Origin of the sequence: Curtobacterium sp. MCLR17_036, assembly GCF_003234445.2 — a bacterium.
Lineage (GTDB): Bacteria > Actinomycetota > Actinomycetes > Actinomycetales > Microbacteriaceae > Curtobacterium.
In genome coordinates this window covers 919,834-944,619 of record NZ_CP126269.1, presented here as the reverse complement: position 1 = coordinate 944,619, position 24,786 = coordinate 919,834, and the positions used below count along the sequence as shown (strand labels likewise).

Below are 24,786 nucleotides of genomic sequence, written 5' to 3'. Positions count from 1 at the left end.
GACGGCGCCCGCGTTGTGGGGGAAGGTGTTGCCGCCGAGGTACGGGGGCTCGGAGACCGGTGTGGTCCCCGAACCCCCGTCCGGTGGTCGCGGAGCAGGATACCTGCTCCGCGTTCGGTCTCGAGGAGACCTAGATCAGTTCTTGACCTCGATGTCGTAGTACAGCGGCACCGAGTTCCAGCCGAACTTGACGTTCGACACGTTGTCGGCGTTCCAGACACCGGTCACGTTGGAGTACCAGAGCGGGATCTCCGGCAGGTCCTGGAACAGGAGCTCCTGAGCCTGGTCGAAGACCTTGTTGCCCTCTTCGACGGTCGCGGACGAACGGCCCTTGGCGAGCAGCTCGTTGTACTCCTTGGAGTCGTAGCGCGCGTAGTTGCTCGACGAGCCCTCACCCATGGTCGGGCCGAGGAAGTTGTACAGCGACGGGTAGTCCGCCTGCCAACCGGTGCGGCTGCCGCCCTTGAGCTTGTCGTTCGTCTGGATGTCCAGGGCTTCCTGGAACGTCGGGATCGCGTTGCCCTCGGCCTTGATGTCGAGCGTGCTCGCGATCGAGTTCGTGACCGCGGTCACCCACGCCTGGTGGCCACCATCGGCGTTGTACGAAATGGTGAGGGTGTCGTTGTACGGCGAGATCTCGTCGGCCTGCTTCCAGAGCTTCTTCGCCTCGTCGGCGTTGTAGTCCAGGACGTCCGAGCCCTCGAGGTCGCCGTTCCAGCCGGCGATGACCGGCGACGTGAAGTCCTTGGCCGGGGTGCGGGTGCCGTCGAAGATCTTGTCGGTGATCTCCTTGCGGTTGATGGCCATCGAGACGGCCTCGCGACGGAGCTTGCCCTCCTCGCCCTTCCAGTGGTCGAGGTAGTAGGGCAGGTAGATGCCCTGGAAGATCGCGGCCGGCTGGTTGACGTTCGAGTCCGGGAAGTCGGACTTGTACGTCTGGAAGGCGCTGTCCGGCACGGCGTCGAGGACGTCGAGGTTGCCGCCCTGCGCGTCGGCGTAGGCGGTGTCCTGCGAGGTGTAGAACGTGATCGTCAGACCACCGTTCTTCGGCTTGCGCTTGCCCTCGTAGTCCTTGTTGGCGACCAGCTTGATCGCCTGGTTGTGGGTCCAGGCGGACTTGCCGTCGAGCTTGTACGGGCCGTTGCCGATCGGGTTCTCACCGAAGGCTTTCGTGTCGTCGTAGAAGGCCGAGGGCAGCGGCACGAAGGCCGAGTAGCCGAGCGACAGCGGGAAGTCCGACTGCGCCGACTTCAGCGTGACGGTGAACTCGTCGTCGTCCACGACCTTGAGGCCGGTGAGCTCCGAGTCCTTCTCGGCGTTGAAGCCCTCGATGTTCTCGAAGAAGTAGCTCGCGCTCTGCTTGTTCGAGTACTGAGCAGCCCAGTCCCACGCCTTCGTGAAGGACTCCGCGGTGACCTTCTCGCCGTTCGTGAACGTGTAGTTCGTGTTCAGCGTGATGTCGAAGGTCTTCGAGTCATCGGTGTCGATGCTCTTCGCGACCTCGTTGACCGGCTTGCCGTCGGCGTCGTACGAGACGAGGCCCTCGAAGAGCGAGTCGATGATCTTGCCGCCACCGGTCTCGGTGGTGTTCGACGGGATGAGCGGGTTCTGCGGCTCGCTGCCGTTGGTGGTGACGATGCCCGACGCGTTCGCCGCACCGGAGCCACCCCCGTTGTTGTTGCTGGAGCAGGCGGTCAGGGCGAGTGCTGTGGCCCCGAGCACGGCGAGGGCTGCGAGCCCGGCGCGCTTCTTGATCAAGGTTCCTCCTGGTGCATGGGACGCGCAGGGCACAGCGGTGTCGCCCGGCGCGTTTGACCCTTGCACTGTAGGCAAGGACGGGAGGACCCTCCAAACCCTGGGGCGATCGGTTACAAGCCGGTAACCAACTTGCACGATCGTTGCGGGAGGATGCAAGATTCGCGCGCCCGCCGGGAGCAACCGCGACTTTGTTGCATCTGCATCGACATCGTTGCGCTCGAGCACCACCTTGTGCAAGCGACACCTGTCCGGGAACGGCCCACGGGCGGGGAGTCGGCCAGCCCCGACCGTACTCCCCCGGACGCGGTCGTGCCCCGCCCGGAGTGGTCCGGACGGGGCACGACACGGTCAGGCGACACCGGTCAGGCGAAGGCCTCGATCGGCGGGCAGGCGCACACCAGGTTGCGGTCACCGTAGGCCTGGTCGATGCGTCGCACCGGCGGCCAGTACTTCCGTCCGCTGATGCCGGGCAGCGGGTAGACGGCCTGCTCGCGGGTGTAGGCGTGAGCCCACTCCCCCGAGATGACCGACGACGCCGTGTGCGGGGCGTGCACGAGCGGGTTGTCGTCCGCCGGCCACTCGCCGCGCTCCACGGCAGCGGCCTCGGCCCGGATGGCGAGCATCGCGTCGACGAAGCGGTCGAGCTCGGCGAGGTCCTCGCTCTCCGTGGGCTCGACCATGAGCGTGCCCGCCACCGGGAACGACATCGTCGGGGCGTGGAAGCCGTAGTCGACGAGCCGCTTGGCGACGTCGTCCACCGTGATGCCCGTGGTGTCGCGCAGCGGACGCAGGTCGAGGATGCACTCGTGCGCCACGAGCCCGTTCTCGCCCGTGTAGAGCACGGGGAACGCGTCGCGCAGCCGGGCCGCGACGTAGTTCGCCCCGAGCACGGCCGCCTCGGTCGCACGGGTGAGCCCCTCGAGTCCCATCATCCGCACGTAGGTCCAGGTGATGGGCAGGATGCTCGGGCTGCCGTAGGGCGCCGCGCTGACCGGGCCGCCGGCGTGTGCCAGGCGGTCGTCGGCCTCGGCTCCGGTCGAGCCGGGCCGCCGGTCGGCCTGCTGCGCGAACGGGTGCCCCGGCAGGTACGGCGCGAGGTGCGCCTTCGCTGCGACCGGACCGACACCGGGCCCGCCGCCGCCGTGCGGGATGCAGAAGGTCTTGTGCAGGTTGAGGTGCGACACGTCGCCGCCGAAGTCGCCGAACCGCGCGTGCCCGAGCAGGGCGTTGAGGTTCGCACCGTCGACGTACACCTGGCCGCCGGCGTCGTGCACGGCGTCGCAGACCTCGCGGACGTCGTGCTCGTACACGCCGTGCGTCGACGGGTACGTGATCATGAGCGCCGCGAGCTGCTCCCCGTGCTGCGCGGTCTTCGCGCGCAGGTCCTCGAGGTCGACGTTGCCGTTCTCGTCGCACGCGACCACGACGACCTTCATGCCGGCGAGGACGGCGGACGCGGCGTTCGTGCCGTGCGCGCTCGACGGGATGAGGCAGACGGTGCGGTCGGTGTCGCCGTTCGCCAGGTGGTACCCGCGGATGGCGAGGAGGCCGGCGAGTTCGCCCTGGCTGCCGGCGTTCGGCTGCAGCGACACGGTGTCGTACCCGGTGACCTCGGCGAGCCAGGACTCGAGGTCGCCGATCATGTCGAGGTACCCCTCGACGTCCTCACGCGGTGCGAACGGGTGGATGTTCGCGAACTCCGGCCAGGTCACGGCGGCCATCTCGGTCGCCGCGTTGAGCTTCATCGTGCAGCTGCCGAGCGGGATCATGCCGCGGTCGAGCGCGTAGTCCTTGTCCGCCAGGTGCTTGAGGTACCGCATCATGCGGGTCTCGCTGCGGTGCGCGCTGAACACCGGGTGCGTCAGGTACTCGCTCGCGCGCTCCAGCCCGGTCGGGAGGCCCGTGGCCGCGTCGCGCACGGCGGTCTCGGTCGCGGGGACGGTCACGTCCACCGCCCCGAACACACCGGCGAGGGCGACGACGTCGTCCGGCGTGGTCGTCTCGTCGACGGACAGCTGGAACGTGTCGGCGTCCACCACGTGCAGCAGGTAGCCGGCACGCTGGGCGTCGGCGACGATCGCTTCGGCGCGGCCGTCGGCACGCAGGGTCAGCGTGTCGAAGAAGGCGTCGTGCACGACCTGCACGCCGGCGTCACGGGCGACCGCGGCGAGCGCGGACGTCGTACGGGCGACGCGGTGCGCGATGAAGCGCAGCCCCTCGGGCCCGTGGTAGACCGCGTACATCGAGGCCATCACGGCGAGCAGGACCTGCGCGGTGCAGATGTTGCTCGTCGCCTTCTCGCGACGGATGTGCTGCTCGCGGGTCTGCAGGCTGAGGCGGTAGGCCATCGCGCCGTCGGCGTCGAAGGACACCCCGACCAGGCGACCGGGCAGCTGGCGCTCGAGCCCGGCGCGCACGGCGAGGTACCCGGCGTGCGGGCCGCCGAAGCCGAGCGGGACGCCGAAGCGCTGGCTCGTGCCGACGGCGACGTCGGCGCCGAGGTCGCCGGGGCTGGCGAGCAGCGTCATCGCGAGCAGGTCGGCGGCGACGACGGCGATGCCGCCACCGGCGTGGACGCGTTCGATCACCGACGAGGGGTCGACGACGCGGCCGGAGGCACCCGGGTACTGCACGATGACACCGAAGGCACCGTCGAGCTGCTCGTCGGACGGGCCGGCGTCGACCGCGAAGGTGCGGAGCTCGATGCCGACGGCGTCCGCGCGGTGGTCGAGCAGCGCGCGGGTCTGCGGCAGCAGGTCGGCGTCGACGAGGAACGCGTCGCCCTTGACCTTCGAGGCGCGGCGGGCGAGGAGCATGCCCTCGACCACGGCGGTGCCCTCGTCGAGCATCGAGGCGCCGGCGGTGGCCATGCCGGTCAGGTCCGACACCATGGTCTGGAAGTTGATGAGCGCCTCGAGCCGGCCCTGCGAGATCTCGGGCTGGTAGGGCGTGTAGGCCGTGTACCAGCTCGGGTTCTCGAGCACGTTGCGCTGGATCACCGCGGGGGTGTGCGTGCCGTGGTAGCCGAGGCCGATCATGGCGCGGCGGACCGTGTTGCGGCCGGCCTTCGCGCGGAGCTCGGCGAGCGCCTCGGTCTCGCCGACGGCGGCCGGGATCACCGAGTCGGTGACCGGACCGACGTGGATCGACTCCGGGATCGCGGCCCGGACCAGGGCGTCGAGCGAGGACTGCCCGACTGCCTCGAGCATGGTCTGCTGGTCGGCCGGGGTGGTACCGATGTGGCGGTCGGCGAAGGACGTCTGGAGGTTCTCGGACGCGGTCATGCGATGGAGGCCCGGTACGCGTCGTGGTCCATGAGGTCCTCGGGGAAGGACGTGCCCTCGACCTTGATCTTCACGAGCCAGCCGGTGCCGAACGGGTCGTGGTTGACGGTGTCCGGGGCGTCGACGACGGCGTCGTTGATCGCGACGACCTCGCCCTCGATCGGTGCGAACAGCTCGCCGACGCTCTTGGTCGACTCGATCTCGCCGATCTGCTCGCCGGCGGTGGTCGCCGTGCCGACGGCGGGGAGTTCGACGAAGACGACGTCGCCCAGCTGCTCGGCGGCGTGGTCGGTGATGCCGACGGTGACGGTGTCGCCCTCGACGAGCAGCCACTCGTGGTCGGCGGTGTACTGCAGTGCGGTCTGGTCGGTCATGGCTTCAGCCTTTCGTGGCGCGGCGGTAGAAGGGGAACGCGGTGACGGCGCTGGGGATGGCCGTACCGCGGACGTCGATGTGCAGGACCTGTCCCCCGTCGGACACCGCGGCGAGCGCGGCCGGGTCGACGTAGGCCATGGCGACGGGGTGCCCGAGGGTCGGTGAGAGCGCCCCGGAGGTGACGGTGCCGACGACCGTGCCGTCGAGCACGACGTCGTAGCCGGCGCGGGGAGCGCGGCGTCCCTCGGTCACCAGGCCGACGAGCACCCGGGCGTCCGAGGACGGGGTGACGCCGGCAGCACCGACGAAGTCGCCGTCCTTCGCCACGACCCGGCCGAGGCCGGCCTGTGCCGGACGGACGTCGGTGCCGAGCTCGTGCCCGTAGAGCGGCATGCCGGCCTCGAGGCGCAGGGTGTCGCGTGCGGCGAGCCCGGCGGGGACGACCCCGCGGTCGGCGCCGGCCTCGAGCAGGGCGTCCCACAGGGTGCCGGCGACCGACGGGTCGACGTACAGCTCGAAGCCGTCCTCGCCGGTGTACCCGGTGCGGGCGACGAGGACCTCGGCGCCGTCGAACAGCGCGTGCAGGGCGCGGTAGTAGCCGAGCTCGTCGAGCGGGGTCTCCGGCTGCAGGCGGTCGGCGACCACGAGGGCGTCGAGCGTGCCGGCGGCGGCGGGGCCCTGGATCGCGACGAGCGCGGTGGTGTCGGAGTCGTCGGAGACCTCGACGTCGAACCCGCTGCTGCGCTCCTGCAGCGCCGCGACCGCGACGTCGCGGTTCGACGCGTTCGCGACGACGAGGAAGACGTCCGTGTCGGTGCGGTACACGACGAGGTCGTCGAGGATCCCGCCGTCGTCCGCGAGCAGGAGCGAGTACTTGGCACGGCCGACCGGCATCGCACCGAAGGAGCCGGCGAGCGCGTGGTCGAGGAACGCGACGGCGCCGGGGCCGGTCACCCCGACCTCGGCCATGTGCGACAGGTCGAACACGCCGGCGGCCGAGCGCACCGCGTGGTGCTCGGCGAGGTCGGACGAGTACCGGACGGGCATGCGGTAGCCGGCGAAGTCGGTGAACGTGGCACCGGCGGCCTCGTGCACGGCTTCGAGCGGCGACGAACGCTGACCCGGCATTGGCAGTGGGGACGGACTCATGGCGGAGTTCTCCTGGCATCGACAGGACCCGGCGACGATCGCCGGGTGGAACTCCCCCTCTGTCATGGGCCTGAGAGTTTCACCGCGGCCCGTGAGGTCCGGCGGCTTTCACCGTGGGCGAGACGACCGTGCGTCTGCTTTTCAGAGTGGCCTGTCCGCTGCGGTGTGGGACCTGAGAGATTGACGGGGGGATTGCTCCTTCGGTGCCGTGCGCGCGCCCGAGGGCACGGCGTGCCCGGGGGCACGTGCACGGCGTCTCCCGCGACGGATGAGCGGCCGGTGTGTTCAGTTGTCCGCGGACGAGCATAGCGAGGCCGCGTTACGGGCGTGTGTCGGGGCCGGGCCTTCGACATCTCGTAGAATGCGGGGATGGCCGGACAACGATCGCGCCCCCGCGGGCAGCTGGAGCAGGCGGTGCTCGACGCGCTCCGCTCCGCCGATGCCGGGCTCACCGCACGCCAGGTGCTCGACGCGTTCCCCGAACCCCGGCCCGCACTGACCACCGTCCTCACCGTGCTCGACCGGCTCGGCCGCAAGGGCCAGGTGGAACGGGAGCAGCACGACGACGCTCCCCTGACCTTCCGAGCCGTGCACAGCCGCGACGAGCAGACCGCCTCGCTCATGTCGAGTGCGCTCGCCGCCTCGTCCGACCGCGAGGCCGCGCTGCTGCGCTTCACGGGCTCGCTCGCCTCCGACGACCTCGAGGCCCTGCGCCGCGCGCTCGACGCCCGCGCCCGCTCCTGACCGGCACCGCACCGTGGTCGTCACCGGCATCGTGCTCGTCGTCCTCGCCCTGCTGGTCGTCGTGTTCGCGCCGCGGGCGCTGACCCGGTCCGCCTGGACGATCGACCGCCCGCGCACCGCCCTGGTGTGCTGGTCCGTCGCCGTCCTGCTCGGCGTGGTCGGTTTCGTCGTCGGCATCGCGCTCGTCGTGGTCGCGGACCGTCCGGTCACGGAACTCGTGGGCGGAGACGGGTCGCCCACGCACGGCTTCAACGTCGGCGTCGCCGTGCTCGCGGTGCTCGCGTTCGTCGTCGCGGTCCGGGTGCGCCCCGGCCCCGAACACGAGGCCGTCCGTCGTGCGATGCGCTCCGGCGTCGCCCCGCACCGCGAGATCGACGGCACGCCCGTCGCCGTGGTCGAGGCCGACCACGCACTGGCGTGCGCCGTGCCCGGTCGGAGCGGTGGCGTGCTCGTCAGCACCGGCCTGGCAGACCGGTTGCGCACCGACGAACTGGAGGCCGTGGTCGCCCACGAACGTGCCCACCTGACCCAGCACCACGCGATCGCGGTCGGGGTCGCGGAATCGATCGAGCGTGCGGTCCCGTGGGTGCCGGGCGCGCGCGCCATGGCGCGCTCGACGCGCGTGCTCGTGGAGTTCGCCGCGGACGACGCAGCGGCCCGTCGCGTCGGACGCGACGCCCTGCGCCGGGCGGTGCTGGTGGCGGACGGGACGGGTGCGCTCGGGGCGATCCGCGCCTCCCGTCTGTCCTGACCAAGCGCCACCGGGGGGCGATCCGAGACAACACCCACACCGACGCGTCCGTCCCGACCGAGCGCCACCGGGGGGCGATCCGAGACAGCACCCACACCGACGCGTCCGTCCCGACCGAGCGCCACCGGGGGGCGATCCGAGTCAGCACCCACACCGACGCGTCCGTCCCGGAGCAGCGCGCTGTCGGGGGCGAGGCATACAGTGGTCGCACCGTGAAGCCACTGACCGAAGCCGACATCCGATCGTCGTTCGTGAACGCCACCCCTGACGAGCTCGCACAGCTGCCGATCCCCGGCCTGCACGAGATGCTCTGGGACGAACGCGAGTTCCTGGGCTGGCGTGACCCCCAGGCCGCCCGCCGCGGCTACATCGTCTCGTGGATCGACGAGCGCCCCGTCGGGATCGTCGTCCGCTCGGCGGGCGGTTCGTTGCGAGCCGGCATCGCCGCGATGTGCTCGTTCTGCCACTCGCCGCAGCCGGCCACCCAGGTGCGCCTCTTCTCGGCGGCACGTGCCGGCGAGTCCGGCCGGAACGGGAACACCATCGGCTCGTACATCTGCGAGGACCTCGGCTGCTCGATGCTCATCCGCACCGCACCGCCGCACCTCAACCCGCCCGCGACGATCGCGATGCGCGGCGAGGCCCTGCTCCAGCGGGTGCAGAACTTCACCGCCGACATCATGAAGACGACCTGAGCCGGATCGGCAACGTGGCCGCGTGAGCCGCTTCAGCACCGCCCGCTGGGCCGTCGTCGAGGAACTCGGTGACGGCCGCTGGCGGTTGACCCTGCGCGACGAGGCCGACGACGAGCTCGGGGCGTTCGGCCTCGGCGTCGAGGGGCCGTGGGACCCGGACGTCGAGCCGCACGTCGGCTTCGTCCTCGTGCAGCTCGGGCTCACGCTGCGGGGAGCGCGACCGTGGTCGGTCGACGAGCTCGGCGACCACCGCGCGCCGGTGCTCGCGCTCGGCTGACCCGTCCCTACTGCGCTCGAGTGGGAGACCCGGCGTCTCCTGCCCGGTCGGCGTCGACGAAGTTGCGGAGGATCTCGCGGTCGTCGTCGGCGCGCATCGCCCACGAGAGCTCGCTGCGGTGCTCGCTCCCCCGCAGGGGCAGCAGCGCGACAGTGTCCGGTGCGGCGAGCGCAGCGCTCTCCGGCAGGACGGTCACGCCGAGGCCGGCACCGACCAGGTGCAGGACGGTCGCCCAGGTGGTGGCCTCCTGCACGACGACGGGCCGTCGGCCCCCGGCGGTGACCGGGGCGAGGTTCCGCTCGGTGGCGAGCGAGCCCGCCGCGGCCGGGAAGAACACGAAGGGGTCGTCGACGAGCTCGGTCCCCCGGATCGCCGGCCGCCCGGCGAGGCGGTGGTCGCGCGGGACGGCCGCCAGGAACGCCTCGGTGCGGAACGGCAGCAGCCGGACCGCGGGGTCGGGGTCGGCGTCGCGCACGACGGCCAGGTCGAGTTCACCGCGGACGATGCGGGCGAGCAGGGTCGACGAGTAGCCCTCGGTCAGCTCGACGCGCACCGACGGGTACCGCGCCCGGAAGGCCTGCACCCGCTCGATCGGCCCGAGCGGCAGCGCCGACACGACGAAGCCGAGGTCGAGCCGCCCGGCCTCGCCGCGGCCGACCCGGACCGTCTCGTCGAGGTCCCGGCGCACCTGCTCGACGAGCGACCGTGCCCGTCCGTGCAGCACCCGGCCCGCCGCCGTGAGCGCGACGCTCCGGCTCGTGCGGACGAACAGGTCGACGCCGAGCGCGCGCTCGGTCCGGCGGATCTGCTGGGACAGGGCCGGCTGCGCGACGTGCAGCCGCTCGGCCGCCCGCCCGAAGTGCAGCTCGTCGGCGACGGCCAGGAACGCACGGAGCTGGCGGAGGTCGACGTCCGGGTCGTGATCCATGCACCCAGCGTATCGATCCGAAGGAACGAGTATTGGACGTGACTCCATGTGCGGTGGAGGATCGAGACATGACCGAAGCGACCCCCACCGTCACCATCACCGACCTCGCGACCCCGGCCGACGCCGAGGCGTTCCGCGTGCTCAACGAGGACTGGGTCACCCGCCACTTCACCCTCGAGGACGCGGACCGTGCGATCCTCGCCGACCCCGTCGGCCACGTCGTCGAGCCCGGCGGCGCGGTGTTCGTCGCCCGTCTCGACGACGAGGTCGTCGGGTGCATCGGCATCGCCCCGACCGCGCCCGGTGTCTTCGAGCTCGTCAAGATGGCCGTCTCCCCCGGCCACCAAGGGCACGGGCTCGGCCGTCGCCTCATCGCCGCGGCCCTCGACCGCGCTCGAGCGCTCGGGGCACACCGGATCGACCTCGAGAGCAACGCGAAGCTCGCCAGCGCGGTCCACCTGTACGAGGCGTTCGGCTTCCGGCACCTGCGCGCCGACGAGGTCGCCCCGAGCCCGTACGCCCGCGCCGACGTGCACATGACCCTCGCCCTCGACTGACACCCCGCACCACGATCGCCGGAACGCTGACCACGGGACGCCCGCGGTCGATAGCGTCCAGGAGATGCACATCACCGAGCGCGCCGACACGCACCTGGACCCCCTGGTCGAGGTGCTCTGGCGTGTGCACCTCGGCGGCTACCCGGCGTCCTGGCCCGAGGACCCGGCCGCGTGGCTCTGCCCCGACGGGTCGCTCGGCGCCTGGGTCGCCGTCGATGACGACGACCTCGTCATCGGCCACGTCGGACTCGCGGTGCCCGAACCCGGCCGGATGCCCACCGTGACGCGGCTGTTCGTCGAACCGGACCGCCGCGGCGCCGGTGTCGCCGACGCCCTGCTCGAGGCCGCCGAACGCGCCTGCCCCGGCACGCACGTGCGGCTCGACGTCACCGAGGAGACCCCGGCCGCGTGGCGCCTCTACGAGCGGCACGGCTGGCGGCTCACCGGCCGCGGTCCCGCCGACTGGTGCAAGCCGACGGGCGAGGTCCCCACGATGCGGTACTACGCGAAGCGCGTCGGCTGACCGGTACGCTCGCGGCATGGCGACCTACGAGGTGCAGGCGGTCCGCGAGCGCGGCGCGTGGCAGGTGTTCATCGACGGCTTCATGGTGACCGAGGTGTCCCGCTGGCCCTCCGTCGGGTTCGTGGCCCGCGAGCTCCTGGCGATGGACCGCGACGACGAGCTGCACATCAGCGTCGTCGGGCGCAACCAGTACGTCGCCTGACCGCCGCGTCTCCGGGCGTCTCTGCGCGTCTCTGCGCTCCGTGCGGCTCCGCGCGGCCGCGAGTGAGCAGAAGACGTCGAGTGCGCGCCGCAGACCCGACACCTTCTGCTCACTCGACGTCGGCGGCAGCCACGAAGCGCGGGCCATGCAGCGCGAGCCACGAGCACCCGTGCCCGCGCGCGCCCGCCCGCCCGCGCTCATGCGACGTGCCAGACCAGCCCCTCCTGCGTGCTCGACGGGTACGCCGACGCGATCCGGAACACGGCCTCGCGCAGGGTCTCCGGTGAGCAGGCCAGGTTGAGCCGCACGAAGCCGCGGCCCTGCGCCCCGAAGCCGAGCCCCGAGTTGAGGGCGACGTACGCGTGCTCCCGGATCGGCACCGCCGGGTCGTCGCCGAGCCCGATCCCCCGGAAGTCGAGCCAGGCCAGGTAGCCGGCGCGCGGTCGCGTGTAGACGACCCCGGGCAGGTGCTCCGCCAGCAGCTTGGCGAGCAGCCGGTCGTTCGCCACGATCCGGGCGACGACGTCGTCGAGCCAGTCCGTCGCCAGGGTGAACGCCGCCAGGTTCGCGTGCAGCCCGAGGATGCTCGTCCGGCAGGCCACTTCCTCCCACAGGGTGTCGAGCAGGGCCGCGGTCCGGGCGTCGCCGGCGACGATGACCGAGCACTTCACCCCGGCGAGGTTCCACCCCTTGCTCGCCGAGGTCACGCACACGCTCCGCGCGCCGAGCGGCTCGGCGACCATCGCGAACGGCGTGAACTGCACGCCGGGGTGGGTCAGCGGTGCGTGGATCTCGTCGCTGATGACGAGCACGTCGTACTTCGCGGCCAGTTCGGCGATCGCGACGAGGTCGGCACGGTCGTGCACGAGGCCGACGGGGTTGTGCGGGTTGCAGAGCAGGAAGACGCCGACCCCGCCGGCGAACGCGCGCTCGAGGCCCTCGAGGTCGAGCCGGTACCGCCCCCACTGCTCGAGCAGCGGGACCTCCTCGACCAGACATCGCGCCTCGTCGACGAGTTCGAAGAACGGCGGGTACACGGGCGGCGTGATCGCCACCCGGCCGCCGTCGGGCAGCGCGAGCCGCAGCGACTCGACGATCCCGACGCTGACGTCGGTGGCCAGGTGGATGCGGGTCGGGTCGACCTCCCAGCCCCAGCGGTCGAGCGCGAACCGCGCGAACGCGGGAGCGAGCGGCCCCGGGCCGTCGAGGTACCCGAGGTCGGACTGCGAGACCCGTTCGATCAGCGCCTGCCGGATCGCCGGCGCGACGTCGTGGTCCATCTCCGCGACGAACAGCGGCAGCACGTCGGGCGCGTACCGCGTCCACTTGATGCTCGTGCGCACCCCGCGGAGCGTCCCGACCGGGTCCTGCTCGTCGTTCGCCATGCGTCCCAGCATGCATCGGACCGGAGGCCCGGCGCGACTCCGAGCGTCATCCTGCGTCGTCTCCGGGTCGGGTCTCGGGCGGGGGCGCGGTCGAGATCGCGGTCGCGGTCGCATCGTGAGCAGGAACGGTCGGGTCGCGTGCGCCGACCCGACCGTTGCTGCTCACCACGTGCGCGTGACCCCGGACGCAGGACCCGCCTAGTGTCGGCCGCATGAGCACGAGCACCGCCGACAAGGCGACCACCCTCAAGCAGCTGCACGAAGCCCCCGAGATCCTGCGCGTCGTGAACGTGTGGGACGCGATCAGCGCCAAGACCGTGAGCGACCTGCCCGACACCAGGGCGATCGCCACCGCCGGGCACTCGATCGCGGCCTCGTTCGGGTACGACGACGGCGGGATGCCGCTCGACGTCGCCCTCGCCGGCGCCGCGACCGTCGCGGCCGCGACCGACCTGCCGGTCACCGCGGACCTCGACGACGGCTACGCGGACCCGGCCGAGACGATCCGGCGCGCCATCGCCGCCGGCATCGTCGGCGCGAACGTCGAGGACCGGCTGCGCCCGTTCGACGAGGCCGTCGCCCGCGTCGCCGCGATCACCAAGGCGGTGGAGGCCGAGGGCATCGACTTCCAGCTGAACGCCCGCACCGACGCGATCGCCCGCGGCGGCGACCGCCCGATCGACGAGAGCATCGCGGACGCGATCGCCCGCGGCAAGGCGTTCCTCGACGTCGGCGCACCGCTCGTCTTCGTGCCGGGCGCGATCCAGCGGGACGTCGTCGAGCGGCTCGTCGACGGGCTCGGCCGCGGCAAGCTGTCGGTCATCGGCTTGCCCGGCGCCCTGCCCGCCGCCGAGTACGAGGCCCTCGGCGTCGCCCGCATCTCCTACGGTCCGCTCACGCAGCGCGTCGCGCTGCGTGCGCTGCGCGACCTGGCGACCGACCTGTACGCCGACGGCGTCGTGCCGGAGGACACCCCGACCCTGAACTGACGGAGCAGACGGACGGGAGGCCCGGTGCCAGCTGGCACCGGGCCTCCCGTCCGTCCTGTGGTCGCGATCGCGACCCGCTCAGCTCAGCCGAGCGCCGGGTACAGCGCGGGCGTGGTGCGTGCGTGTGTCTCCTGCTCGAAGGCGTACCCGAGGCCGATGACCGTGCTCTCGTCGAACGAGCGGCCGAGGAACTCCAGGTTCACACCGGCACCGGTGATGGTGTCGTCGGCTGCGATCGCCTGCCCCATCGGGACGGTGATCGCCGGCATGCCGGTGTTCGGGCTGAGGCGCATGTTCGTCGACTGCGTGCCGTACGGCGTGCCCGACGGGTAGACGAGCGCGTCGAGGTCCTGGTCGTCGAGCATCTGCGTCACGAGCTGCTTGCCGGTGGCGAGCTGCGTCGTGTGCGACCCCGTCGGTCCGGCCCACGCCTGGTACTGCGCGTCGGTGATCAGGTCACGCGACTGGTAGGTGCCCTTGCGGCTCGGCACGTACTCACCCGAGGCCAGGATCCCCTGCAGGGAACGCGCGGTGACGTCGGGGTCGAGGTGCTTCGCGACGTACTCGTCCAGGTCGTGCTTGAACTCGTTCGTGCTGCCGCTGCCCTCGGACAGGACCCGGTTGAAGGCCGTCGTCGCGGTGATCGGGACGACGGTGGCACCGGCGGCCTGCAGCTTCGCGACGGAGGCGTCGAACAGGCGCTTCGTCGTGGCGTTCGTGCCGACCATGCTCGTCACGTAGCCGATGCGGGCGCCCTGCAGGGAGTCGGCGTCGAGCGACGACGTGTACGACGTCGGGACCTTGCCGGCCTGCGCAGCCGTCGCCGGGTCCGCCGCGTCCACGCCGGTCACGGCGTCGAGCGCGACCGCCGCGTCGGTCACCGAGCGCGTGATCGGGCCGCCGGTGTCCTGCGACAGCGCGAGCGGGATGATCCCGTCACGGCTGGTCAGGCCGACCGTGGGCCGGATGCCGACGAGCTGGTTGTACGTCGACGGCACGCGGATCGAACCGCCCGTGTCGGTGCCGAAGCCGATGCCCGCGAGGTTCGCGGAGATCGCCGCACCGGTGCCGCCGCTCGACCCACCGGCCGTCTGCGCCGTGTCGTACGGGCTGGCGACCAGGAGCGACGAGCCGGCGGGCTGGTTCGACGAGAACTCCGAGACGAACCCGTAGGCGAACTCGTCGAGGCTGGCCTTCGCCAGGATCACGGCGCCCGCGTCGCGCAGACTGGTGACCATGGCGGCGTCGGTGTCGGTCTGGTTGTCGTCCCAGCAGCCGCAGCCACCGGTGGTCGGCATGTCCTTGGTGTCGTAGTTGTCCTTCACCGCGATCGGCACGCCGAGCAGCATGCTCGTCATGCCGTGCTCGGCGCGCTCCGCGTCCGCGGCCTTCGCAGCGGTCAGGGCGTCGGCGTTCGTGGTGATGATCGAGTTGAGCGCACGGCCGGTCGACGCGGTGTCGACCTTCGTGCGGTCGTACGCGGCGATGCGGTCGAGGTAGTCCTGCGTGATCGCGACCGAGGTCGTGACGCCGGCGTTCATCGCGGCCTGCATGTCGACGGTCGACGCCTCGACGAGCTGGAAGGGGCCGTCGTCGTAGATCATCCGCTGGGACAGGGCGGCGAGGTCGGCGACCGTGATCGTGCCGTCCGCGTCGGTGTCCGCGGCGCTGACCGTCGCCCAGTCGGGGCTCGTGCTCGTCGCGCCGAGGTGGTCGGTGAGCACGGCGAGGTCGGCCTTCGTCACCTGGTCGTCGCCGGTCAGGTCGAGGTCTGTGTAGTACGGCGCGAGCATGGCGGCGGGGCTGGCGTCGACGGCTGCGGGTGCGGCGGCGGCCGTGATCGCGGGGGTCGCCGCGAGGGCGGCCCCGACGAGGGCGATGAGCGAGGCGCCGGCGACGGCGGAACGTCGCCTGCGGCGGGCCTGCGTGCTGGCGGTCATTCGGCTGCTCCGGTGCGCTCGCGGCGGGCACGACGGGCCCGCAGGGTGGTCAGGGTGCCGCCCGCGGCGAGAAGGGCGAGGGACGCCGCGATCCACGGGGCGACGTCGGCACCCGTCCACGCGAGTTCGCCGCCGGTCGGACGCTCGTCCGCTCCGCCCGCGGGGACGGCGGTGGCACCGCTCGTCGGGTCGGTGGGGTCGCTGGGGTCGGTGGGGTCGCTCGGGTCGTTCCCGTCGCCGGGCTGCGCGCTGGCGCTCGGCGTCGGCGTCGCGGTGCCGGTCGGTGCGGAGGTCGGGGCGGTGGTCGGCGACGGCCCGGCGGTGGGCGCGGCCGCGATCGTCACCGTGGTGCTCGCCGGGTCGGTGAGCGTCGTCGTCGCGCCGTCCGGGTCGACGAGGGTGATGCGGGTGACCGACAGGTCCGCGGTACCGGCGGCGGTCGGCTCGAGCGTGACGGACGCTGCGAGGTCGCCCTCGAGCGCGGGTGACGTGCCGAGACGGGTGTGCAGGATCGTCAGGGTGTCGCCGTCCTGCTCGACGCTGTCGAACCCGCCGTCCGGACCGGTCACGCTGTCGTCCTGGTAGCGCACGAGGTCGGCGTCGGCGTCGAGGGTGATCTCGTAGGCGTAGACGTCCTCGGTCGCCGGGATCGTCACGTCGACGTCGAACGCGGTGCCGACGGTCGCCGAGGCGGGCGCGTCGATGGTGGCCGTCGACGCGGTGGGCGCTGCCAGGGCCGGGGAGGCCGTCAGGGCGGCGAGGCCGATCGCCCCGGCGGCGACGAGCGTCGAGGAGACGATCGTCGCGCGGGGGCGCAGCCGTGTTCGGTGCTGCATGGGCGCAGGTCCTTCGGAAGGGGTGGGGTCGGGTCCTGAGCGGGTACTCAGTGGTCCGAAAGCTAACGGGGTGCTGTTTCGGGGACCGACCCCGCGCGTTTCCGCCCGGTTACACCGCGATCGACCTGGACAATTTTGTAGTTGCTGCGTATAGTGTTCTTTTGGTGCACTGCAGCGAACCCATCTGACTCGCGCACACCATCGTCTCGAACCGACTCACCCGAGTCGCATTCCCACGAGACCACCGCTCGATCCGAACGGACGAGCTGCACGTTGAAACTCGACGTGTGCGCCCCGCACTCGATGCGTCGCGCCGGACTCAGCCGTCCGCCGACACCGAGTCGCCCTGGCGCCGAACGACCAGGAAGTACCGCAACACCATGACCAGCAACGAACGAATCACCGTCTCCGGGACCGCACTCGCGGCCCCGACCATCACCCCCGACCGCATCGCCGAGTTCCCGGTGCGCGACGACCGCTCGCAGCGCGAGTACCTCGTCCGCATCGACGCCGACGACCTGTCGGCCTTCATCACCCGGGGCTCGCGGCTCGACGCCGTCGGCGAGGCCGGCTGGACCGTGCCGGGCCGCTCCTGGCAGGGCGAGGCCAGCCGCACCCTGCTGCAGGCACAGTCCGTGCACGCCGGCGACATGGCGCTGGCGGCCTAGGGCCCGGGGACCAGTACCAGCACCACAGCGGAGCGCCGCCGGGTCCGCCCGGCGGCGCTCCGTCGCGTCCGGGCCGTCAGCCCTCGATCTGGAAGCCCAGCAGCGCTTCCTTCGTCTGCACGACCTTCTGCCCCGTCTTCCAGCCGTCGGGCATGTCGGACGCCGCCCGCACGGAACCGTCGGTCCACGACTCCCCCGACGCCCGTCCCGCTGCGTCACACGGGCTCCAGACGATCCCGAGCTGGAACTCGGTCACGGGGTTCTGGGGGTTCGACGACTCGGGCCCGTTCCAGCGGATCGGACTCTTGCACGCGGTGAGGTCGTCCGCGGGCACCCGTCCGCTCTGCCCGTCGGTCGAGAGGATCGCCGCGCCCTTCGCGTCCTGGTAGACCCACGCGTCTTCGAGGTTGCCACGACCCGCTTGGCCACGGGCGTTCGCGAGCGACGTGACGCCTGCGAGGTCCTTCGACCACCGGTCCTTCCCGGACGAGGCGTCGATCCCGGCAACGACGAGCGCACCCTTGCCCAGGTCGAAGCCGGCGTCGTCGTCCGCGGCGCTGAACGACACCGCTCCGCGGCAGACCATCAGGTCAGCCCCCGTGCAGAGCGCCCCCGTCGTCGACCAGTTGCGGGAACCTGTCTTCCCGTCGATGGACACGAGCGTGAAGTCGTCGACGGACATCGTCTTGCCGTCTGCCGTCTTCGCCTCGGTCATGTTCAGCAAGAGGTCGTCGCTGTCGGGGACGGTGTCGACGGCGCGGAGCCGTCCGGCAGAGTCGATGTCCTTCCCGACGAGTCCTTCCGCCTCGACCTTCCAGAGGTCCTGCCCGTCCACACGACGCCCGAACCACGCCGTCCCCGATGCGTCGGTGTAGCTGTAGACGCCCTCGTCGATGACGTCGGTGGGCCGCCCGTCCACCTCGGTGGTCACGGGCCCGACCTGCCCTGTGTCGACGTTGAGCTCCTTGGAGACCCACGACTCGGACGCGAGGTCCCACGTCGAGTAGCAGACGTCGCGGTTCAGTCCGCAGTTCCACACACCGGCGACCCAGTCCTTCGGGGCGTGCCAGATCACTTCGCCGGTCTGCACGTCGGCGACGACGAGCGTGTGCTGGTAGTAGTCGATCGAGGCGTCGAGCTCCGCCGGAGTCAGGTAGGCGACCAGGTCCTTGCCTCCGGCGCCCTCGGTCGTGACGACCGAGAAGCCGGTCCACTTCGGCACGACGGCGCCGGTGCTCGACCGCCTCGACCAGCGCTCTTCCCCGGTCGCCGTGTCGACTGCGACCATGCGCAGCTCGTCGGTGCCGTCGTACACGAGGGCGGTCCCTGCCACGAACGCCGGGCTGCTGACCGGGGTGATGTCGAGGGACCACTCCGGGGTCACTGCAGCGTCGGCCGAGAACGGAGCCGCCAGGTCGACCTTCTTCGGCTCTGCGGTCGCCGAGCACCCCGCGAGGGCGATCGATGACAGCAGGAGCCCGGCGAGCGGGAGGAACAGGCGCGAGGACAGCAGTGGCACGCGGTCAACCTACCGAAGCATGACGATTCCTCGTGACCCTCGTTCGGGTGTGCCGCATTGCAGGAGCCCCGTCGACGCCGTGTGTCGGCCCGTCAGTACTCGCCCTTCACGACGAAGTACGAGCCACGGATCGTGCCGGCGAGCTTCGACTTCTGCCGCGCGAACTTGAACGTGTCCGCCAGCTCGTCGGGCACCTCCATGCCGTCGGCCAGCTTGAAGCCCACCGCCCGCTTGCCGCCCGGCTCGAGGGCGTAGAGCACGTTGACCACCAGGCCGGACTCGTGGAACACGTGCGTCCAGCGGACACCGTCCACCAGCGCCTCGGTCGCCTCGAGCGGTGGCGACGCGATGACGATCCCCCGCTCCTCGGCGAGGACCCGGCGCACGTACTCGACCAGGTCGGGCACCTCGGCGGCCGGGTGCGTGGTGAACACGTGCGCGTACTTGTTCGAGAAGTACCGCGCCTCGTTCGCGCGCAGGCCCGCCAGGGCATCGGCGACCGGGGAGCGTTCGAGCCCCACCGTGGAGACGTTCACGAAGTCGACGACGTACGACATGGGGCCTCCTCGGGCGGTTTCCTCGGGCGTGACGAGGCGAATCTAGCCGACGCTGTCCGCCTGCCAGTATCGATCGGGTGCGGTCGGGGTACGTCCTCCGGCCGAGGGCACAGTCGCCGACCGGTAGAAGGACGTCATGCCCCTCTCTTCCCGCACCCCGCTCGGCGTCACGCTCGTCGACGGCGGCGCCAACGTCGCCCTGTTCTCGAGCACGGCCGAACGCGTCGAGTTCTGCACCTTCGACGACGACGGCACCGAGCACCGCACCGAGCTCCGCAACCGCACCGGCTACACCTTCCACGACGTCGTCCCCGACGTCGCCGTGGGCACCCGCTACGGCTTCCGCGTCCACGGCGCCTGGGACCCGGCCAACGGCCTCCGCCACAACGCAGCCAAGCTGCTGCTCGACCCGTACGCGACCGCCGTCGACGGGACCTACGAGTGGGGCCAGGCCCTGTTCGGCCACGACATGGACGACCCCGAGCAGATCGACGAGACCGACTCGGCGAGCGCGATGCCGAAGTCCGTGGTCGCGGACCGCTCCTTCGACTGGGCCGACGACGTCCGCCCCGCCACGCCGCTGACGGACACCGTGTTCTACGAGGTCCACGTCAAGGGCTTCACGAAGCAGCACCCGGACGTGCCCGAGGAGATCCGCGGCACCTACGCCGGACTCGCGCACCCGGCAGCGATCAAGCACCTCACCGACCTCGGGGTCACCGCCGTCGAGCTCCTGCCGACGCACCAGTTCGTCCAGGACTCGACGCTCGCCGACAAGGGCCTGCGGAACTACTGGGGCTACAACTCGATCGGTTTCTTCGCGCCGCACGACGAGTACTCGGCCTCGGGCAGCGCCGGCCAGCAGGTGGCCGAGTTCAAGGAGATGGTCAAGGCCCTGCACGCCGCCGGGCTCGAGGTCATCATGGACGTCGTCTACAACCACACGGCCGAGGGCAACCACATGGGCCCGACGCTGTCCTTCAAGGGCATCGACAACGCCTCGTACTACCGCCTGGTCGAGGGCGACGAGGCGAACTACTTCGACACCACCGGTACCGGCAACAGCCTCAACGTGTCGCACCCGTCGGCGCTCGGCCTCATCACCGACTCGCTCCGCTACTGGGTCGAGGAGATGCACGTCGACGGCTTCCGCTTCGACCTCGCGACGACCCTGACCCGCCAGGACGGCGAGGCCGAGAAGCACTCCGCGTTCCTCGACATCATCCACCAGGACCCGGTGCTCCGCGAGGTCAAGATGATCGCCGAGCCCTGGGACACCGCGGGCTACCAGGTCGGTGGTTTCCCGGCCGACTGGTCGGAGTGGAACGGCAAGTACCGCGACGACCTCCGCGCGTTCTGGCGCGGGGACGAGGGCACGCTCGGCGACGCCGTGCAGCGAGTCCTCGGCAGCCCGGACGTCTACGAGGGGTCACGGCGCTCGCCCCTCTGTTCGGTCGACTTCGTCACCGCACACGACGGCTTCACCCTCGCCGACCTCACCATGTACGCCGAGAAGCACAACGAGGCGAACGGCGAGGACAACAACGACGGCGAGAGCAACAACACCTCGTTCAACGGCGGCATCGAGGGCCCGACCGACGACGGCGCGGTGAACGACTACCGCGACCGCCAGCGGCGCAACTTCCTCGGCATGCTCCTGCTCTCGGCCGGTGTCCCGATGATCCTGGGCGGCGACGAGATCGCGCGGTCCCAGGGCGGCAACAACAACGCCTACTGCCAGGACGACGAGATCTCGTGGTTCGACTGGGCCGCGGCGGACCAGGACCTGCTCGCGTTCACGACCGCGGCGATCGCGTTCCGGAAGCAGCACCCGGCGCTCCGGCCCGAGTGGTACCGCACCGCTCCTGGTGACTCCGAGTCGACCGTGCAGGTGCTCCGCGCGGACGCGCAGGGGTTCGAGGACGGCGACTGGGCGGACGTCGGCAACCGCGCGGTCATCCTCCTGCTCACGCAGGGTGACGACACCGTCGCGGTGCTGCTGAACGCCTCCGAGACGACCGTCGAGTTCACCCTGCCGGAGCGTCCGGGCGGCGGCAGCTGGTCGCTCGGCCTGTCGAGCGACCCCGACCAGGAGGTCTCGGGGAGCGCGGCGACGCTGCTCGTCCGCGACGCGTCCTTCACGGCGCTCGTGTGATGCACGGGGCGCTCCCTCCCGACAGCGGGAGGGAGCGCCCCGACCCTCCACGCCTCCCGCACCGCCCGGGATGCGTGACGTGGCGAGCCCCGCAGCGTCCTACAGGGCCTCGAGCCCGTCGGCCTGCCGCTTCCCTCGCGTGATGGCTGCCATCCACCCCCAGGTCTGCGTGCGCTTCCCGATGTACCCAGGACCGAAGAACCGTTCCTGGCCCTCGTCTGCCGGCGCGCTGTTCCCGACGACCTCGAGCCCGCCCTCGGTGAACACCTCGATGCGCGTCATCGCCCGCCGGAGGGGAGCCGCTGTCCGGACGTCCGCAGGGCCGGGCGGCAGCGAGCCACGCCAGTCGAGCAGACCGACGATGAAGTACGACCGCGCCCGCGGAGCGAGTTCGAGCACCTGCAGGCACGCCCAGCCGGCCGTGTCGCCCTGCACCGGGATCAGGTCCCCGACCGTCAGTGCCGTCGCGGACCGCGGCGTAAACGGATACCCCTGCTGCTGATCGGCCCCCATGCGTCGCAGGCTACCGGCAGGCACGGACGGCTCGCACGCGCTGACGGTCCTGGTTCATCGTCCACGGGGATCCTGCACCAGAACCGTCAGGACCTGCGGAAACAGCCGCCCTCCCCACCGATGGAGGTTCCGGGTGGGGTCCGCGCTCCGACTCGAGCGCCTCACTCGTGGCCGTCGAACCGGTATCCGATCTGCGGGTCGTAGAGCGGCAGTCCCAGGTCGACCACCGCCGAGATGACGACGTTCCACTGCTCCGGCTCCAGGCCGTAGCAGGTCGCGGTCACCATCTGCGAGCCGTAGCCGACGTCGATCGCGCCGCCGTCCCCCGGAGCGGCGAGCATCGTCTGGCCGGAGCCGCCGGCCAGGGTGGGCTCGGCCTCCCAGTCCGGGAACGCCGCGATGAGCGCCGCCTCGATCGCAGCGGGCTCGAGCGCCTCGACCTCGGGGACGACCTCGCCGTTCACGAGTCGCTCGTACACCCGAGCGGAGTCGAGCCGCTCACTCGTGCGCCAGAAGGCGAACTGCTGGCTCATGCGGCCCCCGTCTCAGTTGTTGAAGCGGAACTCCACCACGTCGCCGTCCTGCATGACGTAGTCCTTGCCCTCGATCCGGGCCTTGCCGGCGGCGCGGGCCTCGGCGATGGAGCCGGTCTCGACCAGGTCGTCGAACGAGATGACCTCGGCCTTGATGAAGCCCTTCTCGAAGTCGGTGTGGATGACGCCGGCTGCCTGGGGAGCCTTCCAGCCCTTGCCGATCGTCCACGCGCGGGCTTCCTTCGGACCAGCCGTCAGGTAGGTCTGCAGGCCGAGGGTGTCGAAGCCGATGCGGGCGAGCTGGTCGAGGCCGGACTCGGTCTGGCCGGTCGATTCGAGCAGTTCGGCGGCGTCCGCCGGGTCGAGGTCGATGAGCTCCGACTCGACCTGGGCGTCGAGGAAGACCGCCTGGGCGGGGGCGACGAGTGCGGCGAGCTCGGCCTTGCGGGTGCCGTCGGTCAGGATCGCCTCGTCGACGTTGAAGACGAAGATGAAGGGCTTGGCGGAGAGCAGTCCGAGCTCGGCGATCGGCGCGAGGTCGATCGAGGTCGCGGACAGCAGGGTGCCCTGCTCGAGCGCGGCGCGGGCCTCGCGGGCGGTCTCGAGCACGATCGGCTCGGCCTGCTTCAGCTTGACCGTCTTCTCGTAGCGCGGGAGCGCCTTGTCGATGGTCTCCATGTCGGCGAGGATCAGCTCGGTGTTGATGACCTCGAGGTCGTCCTTCGGCGAGACCTTGTTCGCCACGTGCACGACGTCGTCGTCGGTGAAGCCGCGGACGACCTGCGCGATGGCGTCGGCCTCGCGGATGTTCGCCAGGAACTTGTTGCCGAGCCCCTCGCCCTCGCTGGCGCCCTTGACGATGCCGGCGATGTCGACGAACGACACCGGCGCGGGCACGGTCTTCTCGGAGTGGAACAGCTCGGCGAGCTGGTCGAGCCGCGGGTCGGGCAGGTTCACCACGCCGACGTTCGGCTCGATGGTCGCGAACGGGTAGTTCGCCGCGAGCACCTGATTCTTGGTCAGGGCGTTGAACAGGGTCGACTTGCCGACGTTCGGGAGACCGACGATTCCGATGGTGAGAGCCACGGGAGCACAGCCTACCGGCGGCCGCCCGTCGGGGCCGACCCGGGCCTCCCGTCCGACCGTCAGGAGACGCGACGCGGCTCGCCCAGGCCGGCCACGCGGCGTTCCACCAGGGCGGAGACGTCGGCCTGCAGGCGCTGGGACAGTCGCCAGTCGCCCGTCACCTGGAGTGCGTGGTCGGCACGGTCGACGGTCTGGAGGCGCGCAGCCGTCCCCGGGACACGCTGCGGTTGCCAGAGGGGATCGTCCGAACCCCCGATCGCGTCGTGCACGTCGGGAGCGGCGGCGAGCGCCGTCGCGACGGCGTCGAGGGACAGGACGGGGGTCAGCCAGACGCCGGGCACGCCGTTCCGGACCGCCCACGGCAGTGCGCAGCAGCCGAAGGACTTCGCGACGACGAGGTCAGGCAGCCGCCCGCCGAGGGCGGCGTCGACGGCGCGTTCGACGAACCCGACCGGGTCGGCTCCCGCTGCGTCGTCGACGACCCACGAGGGGGCGACGACCTCGCACCCGGCGGCCTCGGCGACGAACCGCGACCACCAGAGCAGCGGCGCCTGCTGGCCGTAGCCGGACCCGGCGAGCAGCAACACGAGCGGTCGGCGGTCGTCCTCGTTCCCCATGGCGTCCAGAGTAGAGCGGCCGCTGACGCAACGCCGGGCGCGCGTTCCGGCGATGTCGGCACCGCGTGCGACGATCGAGGGCGTGCCGTTGAACTTCACTGCGATCGACTTCGAGACCGCGAACAGCTCGCCCGCCAGCGCGTGCTCGGTCGGGCTCGTCAAGGTCCGCGCGGGCCGGGTCGTCGACCGGGCGTCGTGGTTCATCCGGCCGCCGCTCGGCCACGACGCGTTCCTCGAGTGGAACACCCGGATCCACGGCATCGTCGCGTCCGACGTCGTCGGCGCGAAGTCGTGGGAGCAGCAGTACCCGGACATCGTGGCGTTCGCCGAGGGCGACGTCCTCGTGGCGCACAACGCCCGCTTCGACATGGGCGTCATCGCCGGCGGGTGCTCCGCGACCGGTACCGACCTCGCCGAGCACCACTCGCTGTGCTCGCTCGCGGTCGCCCGCAAGACCTACACGCTCGACTCGTACCGGCTGCCCAGCGCCGCGATGGCCGCCGGGTTCGCGGGCTTCCAGCACCACGACGCAGCCGCCGACGCCGAGGCCTGCGCCGCGATCGTCGTGCACGCCGCAGGGCACCACGGCGCCGACACCGTCGAGGCGCTCGGCGCCGCGACCCGGGTGTCGATCGCGCCGGTCCGGGCGCGCGACGAGAAGCCGAAGGGCACCACGCAGCCGCGGCTGTCGAACCGCCCGATGGTCTTCTCCGACTGACCGCCGCAGCCGGGGCGCCGCGCCCCC

25 protein-coding genes and 2 riboswitches are annotated in these 24,786 nt (G+C 71.5%); of the genes, 11 read left to right on the top strand and 14 right to left on the bottom strand.

The features are described from left to right. Positions 1–135: 135 nt before the first annotated feature. From DEI99_RS04470 to gcvT, 4 genes are all read right to left on the bottom strand, one after another. Positions 136–1,758, bottom strand: a complete 1,623-nt coding sequence (locus DEI99_RS04470; protein WP_111041089.1) for a peptide ABC transporter substrate-binding protein — start codon at positions 1,756–1,758, stop codon at positions 136–138. 362 nt (positions 1,759–2,120) lie between these two features. After that, on the bottom strand, positions 2,121–5,042 hold the full coding sequence (gcvP, locus tag DEI99_RS04465) for an aminomethyl-transferring glycine dehydrogenase (RefSeq protein WP_111041088.1): 2,922 nt from the start codon (positions 5,040–5,042) through the stop codon (positions 2,121–2,123). Beyond that, complete coding sequence (gene gcvH, locus DEI99_RS04460) at positions 5,039–5,416, bottom strand: glycine cleavage system protein GcvH (RefSeq protein WP_071263446.1); 378 nt, start codon at positions 5,414–5,416, stop codon at positions 5,039–5,041. The genes gcvP and gcvH overlap by 4 nt, the downstream gene beginning before the upstream one ends. 4 nt (positions 5,417–5,420) lie before the next feature. Beyond that, a complete protein-coding gene (gcvT, locus tag DEI99_RS04455; protein ID WP_111041087.1) occupies positions 5,421–6,545 on the bottom strand; it encodes a glycine cleavage system aminomethyltransferase GcvT in 1,125 nt (374 codons plus the stop codon). 70 nt (positions 6,546–6,615) lie between these two features. Next, positions 6,616–6,717: riboswitch (glycine riboswitch) on the bottom strand. Continuing rightward, positions 6,718–6,838: riboswitch (glycine riboswitch) on the bottom strand. A 97-nt stretch (positions 6,839–6,935) separates the two neighbouring features. Here gcvT and DEI99_RS04450 point away from each other — a divergent pair. From DEI99_RS04450 to DEI99_RS04435, 4 genes are all read left to right on the top strand, one after another. Continuing rightward, a complete protein-coding gene (locus DEI99_RS04450; RefSeq protein ID WP_071263450.1) occupies positions 6,936–7,310 on the top strand; it encodes a BlaI/MecI/CopY family transcriptional regulator in 375 nt (124 codons plus the stop codon). Positions 7,311–7,323: 13 nt separating this feature from the next. After that, a complete protein-coding gene (locus tag DEI99_RS04445; RefSeq protein WP_111041086.1) occupies positions 7,324–8,061 on the top strand; it encodes a M56 family metallopeptidase in 738 nt (245 codons plus the stop codon). Positions 8,062–8,273: 212 nt separating this feature from the next. Next, the gene (locus DEI99_RS04440; protein WP_181434372.1) at positions 8,274–8,756 is read left to right on the top strand and encodes an FBP domain-containing protein; all 483 of its coding nucleotides are present in this window, start codon (positions 8,274–8,276) and stop codon (positions 8,754–8,756) included. A gap of 22 nt (positions 8,757–8,778) precedes the next feature. Further along, positions 8,779–9,033 carry a hypothetical protein gene (locus DEI99_RS04435; RefSeq protein ID WP_111041084.1) on the top strand — a complete coding sequence of 85 codons (255 nt, stop codon included), beginning with the start codon at positions 8,779–8,781 and terminating at the stop codon, positions 9,031–9,033. A gap of 7 nt (positions 9,034–9,040) precedes the next feature. Here DEI99_RS04435 and DEI99_RS04430 read toward each other — a convergent pair whose 3' ends face one another. Beyond that, positions 9,041–9,961, bottom strand: a complete 921-nt coding sequence (locus tag DEI99_RS04430; protein ID WP_111041083.1) for a LysR substrate-binding domain-containing protein — start codon at positions 9,959–9,961, stop codon at positions 9,041–9,043. A gap of 68 nt (positions 9,962–10,029) precedes the next feature. On the opposite strand from DEI99_RS04430, the gene DEI99_RS04425 reads away from it, so the two are divergent. The 3 genes from DEI99_RS04425 to DEI99_RS04415 all read left to right on the top strand — a co-directional run bounded on the left by DEI99_RS04425 (position 10,030) and on the right by DEI99_RS04415 (position 11,243). Then, entirely contained in the window at positions 10,030–10,518 is a 489-nt protein-coding gene (locus tag DEI99_RS04425) for a GNAT family N-acetyltransferase (protein WP_111041082.1), read from the top strand. Between the two features lie 64 nt (positions 10,519–10,582). Continuing rightward, on the top strand, positions 10,583–11,041 hold the full coding sequence (locus tag DEI99_RS04420; protein WP_071263471.1) for a GNAT family N-acetyltransferase: 459 nt from the start codon (positions 10,583–10,585) through the stop codon (positions 11,039–11,041). 16 nt (positions 11,042–11,057) lie between these two features. Next, positions 11,058–11,243 carry a hypothetical protein gene (locus tag DEI99_RS04415; protein ID WP_071263473.1) on the top strand — a complete coding sequence of 62 codons (186 nt, stop codon included), beginning with the start codon at positions 11,058–11,060 and terminating at the stop codon, positions 11,241–11,243. A gap of 197 nt (positions 11,244–11,440) precedes the next feature. Here the strand turns inward: DEI99_RS04415 and DEI99_RS04410 are convergent, their stop codons facing one another. Continuing rightward, complete coding sequence (locus tag DEI99_RS04410) at positions 11,441–12,628, bottom strand: MalY/PatB family protein (RefSeq protein WP_258369264.1); 1,188 nt, start codon at positions 12,626–12,628, stop codon at positions 11,441–11,443. 212 nt (positions 12,629–12,840) lie between these two features. Between DEI99_RS04410 and DEI99_RS04405 the strand changes: the two genes are divergently transcribed. After that, positions 12,841–13,617: an isocitrate lyase/PEP mutase family protein gene (locus DEI99_RS04405; protein WP_111041080.1), complete on the top strand. Its 777-nt coding sequence runs from the start codon at positions 12,841–12,843 to the stop codon at positions 13,615–13,617. Positions 13,618–13,700: 83 nt separating this feature from the next. Here DEI99_RS04405 and DEI99_RS04400 read toward each other — a convergent pair whose 3' ends face one another. Both DEI99_RS04400 and DEI99_RS04395 read right to left on the bottom strand, forming a co-directional pair. Next, entirely contained in the window at positions 13,701–15,557 is a 1,857-nt protein-coding gene (locus tag DEI99_RS04400; RefSeq protein WP_111041079.1) for an amidase family protein, read from the bottom strand. Beyond that, positions 15,554–16,393 carry a cohesin domain-containing protein gene (locus tag DEI99_RS04395; RefSeq protein WP_284180949.1) on the bottom strand — a complete coding sequence of 280 codons (840 nt, stop codon included), beginning with the start codon at positions 16,391–16,393 and terminating at the stop codon, positions 15,554–15,556. The genes DEI99_RS04400 and DEI99_RS04395 overlap by 4 nt, the downstream gene beginning before the upstream one ends. Before the next feature lie 380 nt (positions 16,394–16,773). Here DEI99_RS04395 and DEI99_RS04390 point away from each other — a divergent pair, with 380 nt between their 5' ends. Beyond that, positions 16,774–17,061, top strand: a complete 288-nt coding sequence (locus DEI99_RS04390; protein ID WP_111041528.1) for a hypothetical protein — start codon at positions 16,774–16,776, stop codon at positions 17,059–17,061. 76 nt (positions 17,062–17,137) lie between these two features. Here DEI99_RS04390 and DEI99_RS04385 read toward each other — a convergent pair whose 3' ends face one another. Next, positions 17,138–18,580 (bottom strand): PQQ-binding-like beta-propeller repeat protein, encoded by a 1,443-nt coding sequence (locus DEI99_RS04385; protein WP_111041529.1) that lies wholly within the window; start codon positions 18,578–18,580, stop codon positions 17,138–17,140. A 92-nt stretch (positions 18,581–18,672) separates the two neighbouring features. Further along, the gene (locus DEI99_RS04380) at positions 18,673–19,137 is read right to left on the bottom strand and encodes a DUF8821 family protein (protein WP_111041530.1); all 465 of its coding nucleotides are present in this window, start codon (positions 19,135–19,137) and stop codon (positions 18,673–18,675) included. 136 nt (positions 19,138–19,273) lie between these two features. On the opposite strand from DEI99_RS04380, the gene glgX reads away from it, so the two are divergent. Then, entirely contained in the window at positions 19,274–21,292 is a 2,019-nt protein-coding gene (gene glgX / locus DEI99_RS04375) for a glycogen debranching protein GlgX (protein WP_111041531.1), read from the top strand. A 99-nt stretch (positions 21,293–21,391) separates the two neighbouring features. Here the strand turns inward: glgX and DEI99_RS04370 are convergent, their stop codons facing one another. The 4 genes from DEI99_RS04370 to DEI99_RS04355 form a co-directional block, all read right to left on the bottom strand. After that, positions 21,392–21,805, bottom strand: a complete 414-nt coding sequence (locus tag DEI99_RS04370; RefSeq protein ID WP_111041532.1) for a hypothetical protein — start codon at positions 21,803–21,805, stop codon at positions 21,392–21,394. A gap of 161 nt (positions 21,806–21,966) precedes the next feature. Next, the gene (locus tag DEI99_RS04365; RefSeq protein ID WP_111041533.1) at positions 21,967–22,338 is read right to left on the bottom strand and encodes a hypothetical protein; all 372 of its coding nucleotides are present in this window, start codon (positions 22,336–22,338) and stop codon (positions 21,967–21,969) included. Between the two features lie 12 nt (positions 22,339–22,350). Further along, positions 22,351–23,424 (bottom strand): redox-regulated ATPase YchF, encoded by a 1,074-nt coding sequence (gene ychF, locus DEI99_RS04360; protein WP_111041534.1) that lies wholly within the window; start codon positions 23,422–23,424, stop codon positions 22,351–22,353. A gap of 59 nt (positions 23,425–23,483) precedes the next feature. Continuing rightward, positions 23,484–24,041 (bottom strand): hypothetical protein, encoded by a 558-nt coding sequence (locus tag DEI99_RS04355; protein WP_111041535.1) that lies wholly within the window; start codon positions 24,039–24,041, stop codon positions 23,484–23,486. A gap of 82 nt (positions 24,042–24,123) precedes the next feature. Between DEI99_RS04355 and DEI99_RS04350 the strand changes: the two genes are divergently transcribed. Further along, positions 24,124–24,759: an exonuclease domain-containing protein gene (locus DEI99_RS04350; protein WP_254783018.1), complete on the top strand. Its 636-nt coding sequence runs from the start codon at positions 24,124–24,126 to the stop codon at positions 24,757–24,759. The last annotated feature ends 27 nt before the right edge of the window (positions 24,760–24,786 follow it).

Excerpts from the sequence above, each read along its gene's own strand:
- DEI99_RS04420 (WP_071263471.1), top strand. The coding sequence starts at position 10,583 with ATGCACATCACCGAGCGCGCCGACACGCACCTGGACCCCCTGGTCGAG.
- DEI99_RS04425 (WP_111041082.1), top strand. The coding sequence starts at position 10,030 with ATGACCGAAGCGACCCCCACCGTCACCATCACCGACCTCGCGACCCCG.
- DEI99_RS04450 (WP_071263450.1), top strand. The coding sequence starts at position 6,936 with ATGGCCGGACAACGATCGCGCCCCCGCGGGCAGCTGGAGCAGGCGGTG.
- glgX (WP_111041531.1), top strand. The coding sequence starts at position 19,274 with ATGCCCCTCTCTTCCCGCACCCCGCTCGGCGTCACGCTCGTCGACGGC.
- DEI99_RS04405 (WP_111041080.1), top strand. The coding sequence starts at position 12,841 with ATGAGCACGAGCACCGCCGACAAGGCGACCACCCTCAAGCAGCTGCAC.
- DEI99_RS04395 (WP_284180949.1), bottom strand. The coding sequence starts at position 16,393 with ATGCAGCACCGAACACGGCTGCGCCCCCGCGCGACGATCGTCTCCTCG.
- DEI99_RS04380 (WP_111041530.1), bottom strand. The coding sequence starts at position 19,137 with ATGTCGTACGTCGTCGACTTCGTGAACGTCTCCACGGTGGGGCTCGAA.
- DEI99_RS04390 (WP_111041528.1), top strand. The coding sequence starts at position 16,774 with ATGACCAGCAACGAACGAATCACCGTCTCCGGGACCGCACTCGCGGCC.
- DEI99_RS04410 (WP_258369264.1), bottom strand. The coding sequence starts at position 12,628 with ATGGCGAACGACGAGCAGGACCCGGTCGGGACGCTCCGCGGGGTGCGC.
- DEI99_RS04430 (WP_111041083.1), bottom strand. The coding sequence starts at position 9,961 with ATGGATCACGACCCGGACGTCGACCTCCGCCAGCTCCGTGCGTTCCTG.
- gcvH (WP_071263446.1), bottom strand. The coding sequence starts at position 5,416 with ATGACCGACCAGACCGCACTGCAGTACACCGCCGACCACGAGTGGCTG.
- DEI99_RS04370 (WP_111041532.1), bottom strand. The coding sequence starts at position 21,805 with ATGGGGGCCGATCAGCAGCAGGGGTATCCGTTTACGCCGCGGTCCGCG.
- DEI99_RS04365 (WP_111041533.1), bottom strand. The coding sequence starts at position 22,338 with ATGAGCCAGCAGTTCGCCTTCTGGCGCACGAGTGAGCGGCTCGACTCC.
- gcvP (WP_111041088.1), bottom strand. The coding sequence starts at position 5,042 with ATGACCGCGTCCGAGAACCTCCAGACGTCCTTCGCCGACCGCCACATC.
- DEI99_RS04415 (WP_071263473.1), top strand. The coding sequence starts at position 11,058 with ATGGCGACCTACGAGGTGCAGGCGGTCCGCGAGCGCGGCGCGTGGCAG.
- gcvT (WP_111041087.1), bottom strand. The coding sequence starts at position 6,545 with ATGCCGGGTCAGCGTTCGTCGCCGCTCGAAGCCGTGCACGAGGCCGCC.
- DEI99_RS04400 (WP_111041079.1), bottom strand. The coding sequence starts at position 15,557 with ATGACCGCCAGCACGCAGGCCCGCCGCAGGCGACGTTCCGCCGTCGCC.
- DEI99_RS04355 (WP_111041535.1), bottom strand. The coding sequence starts at position 24,041 with ATGGGGAACGAGGACGACCGCCGACCGCTCGTGTTGCTGCTCGCCGGG.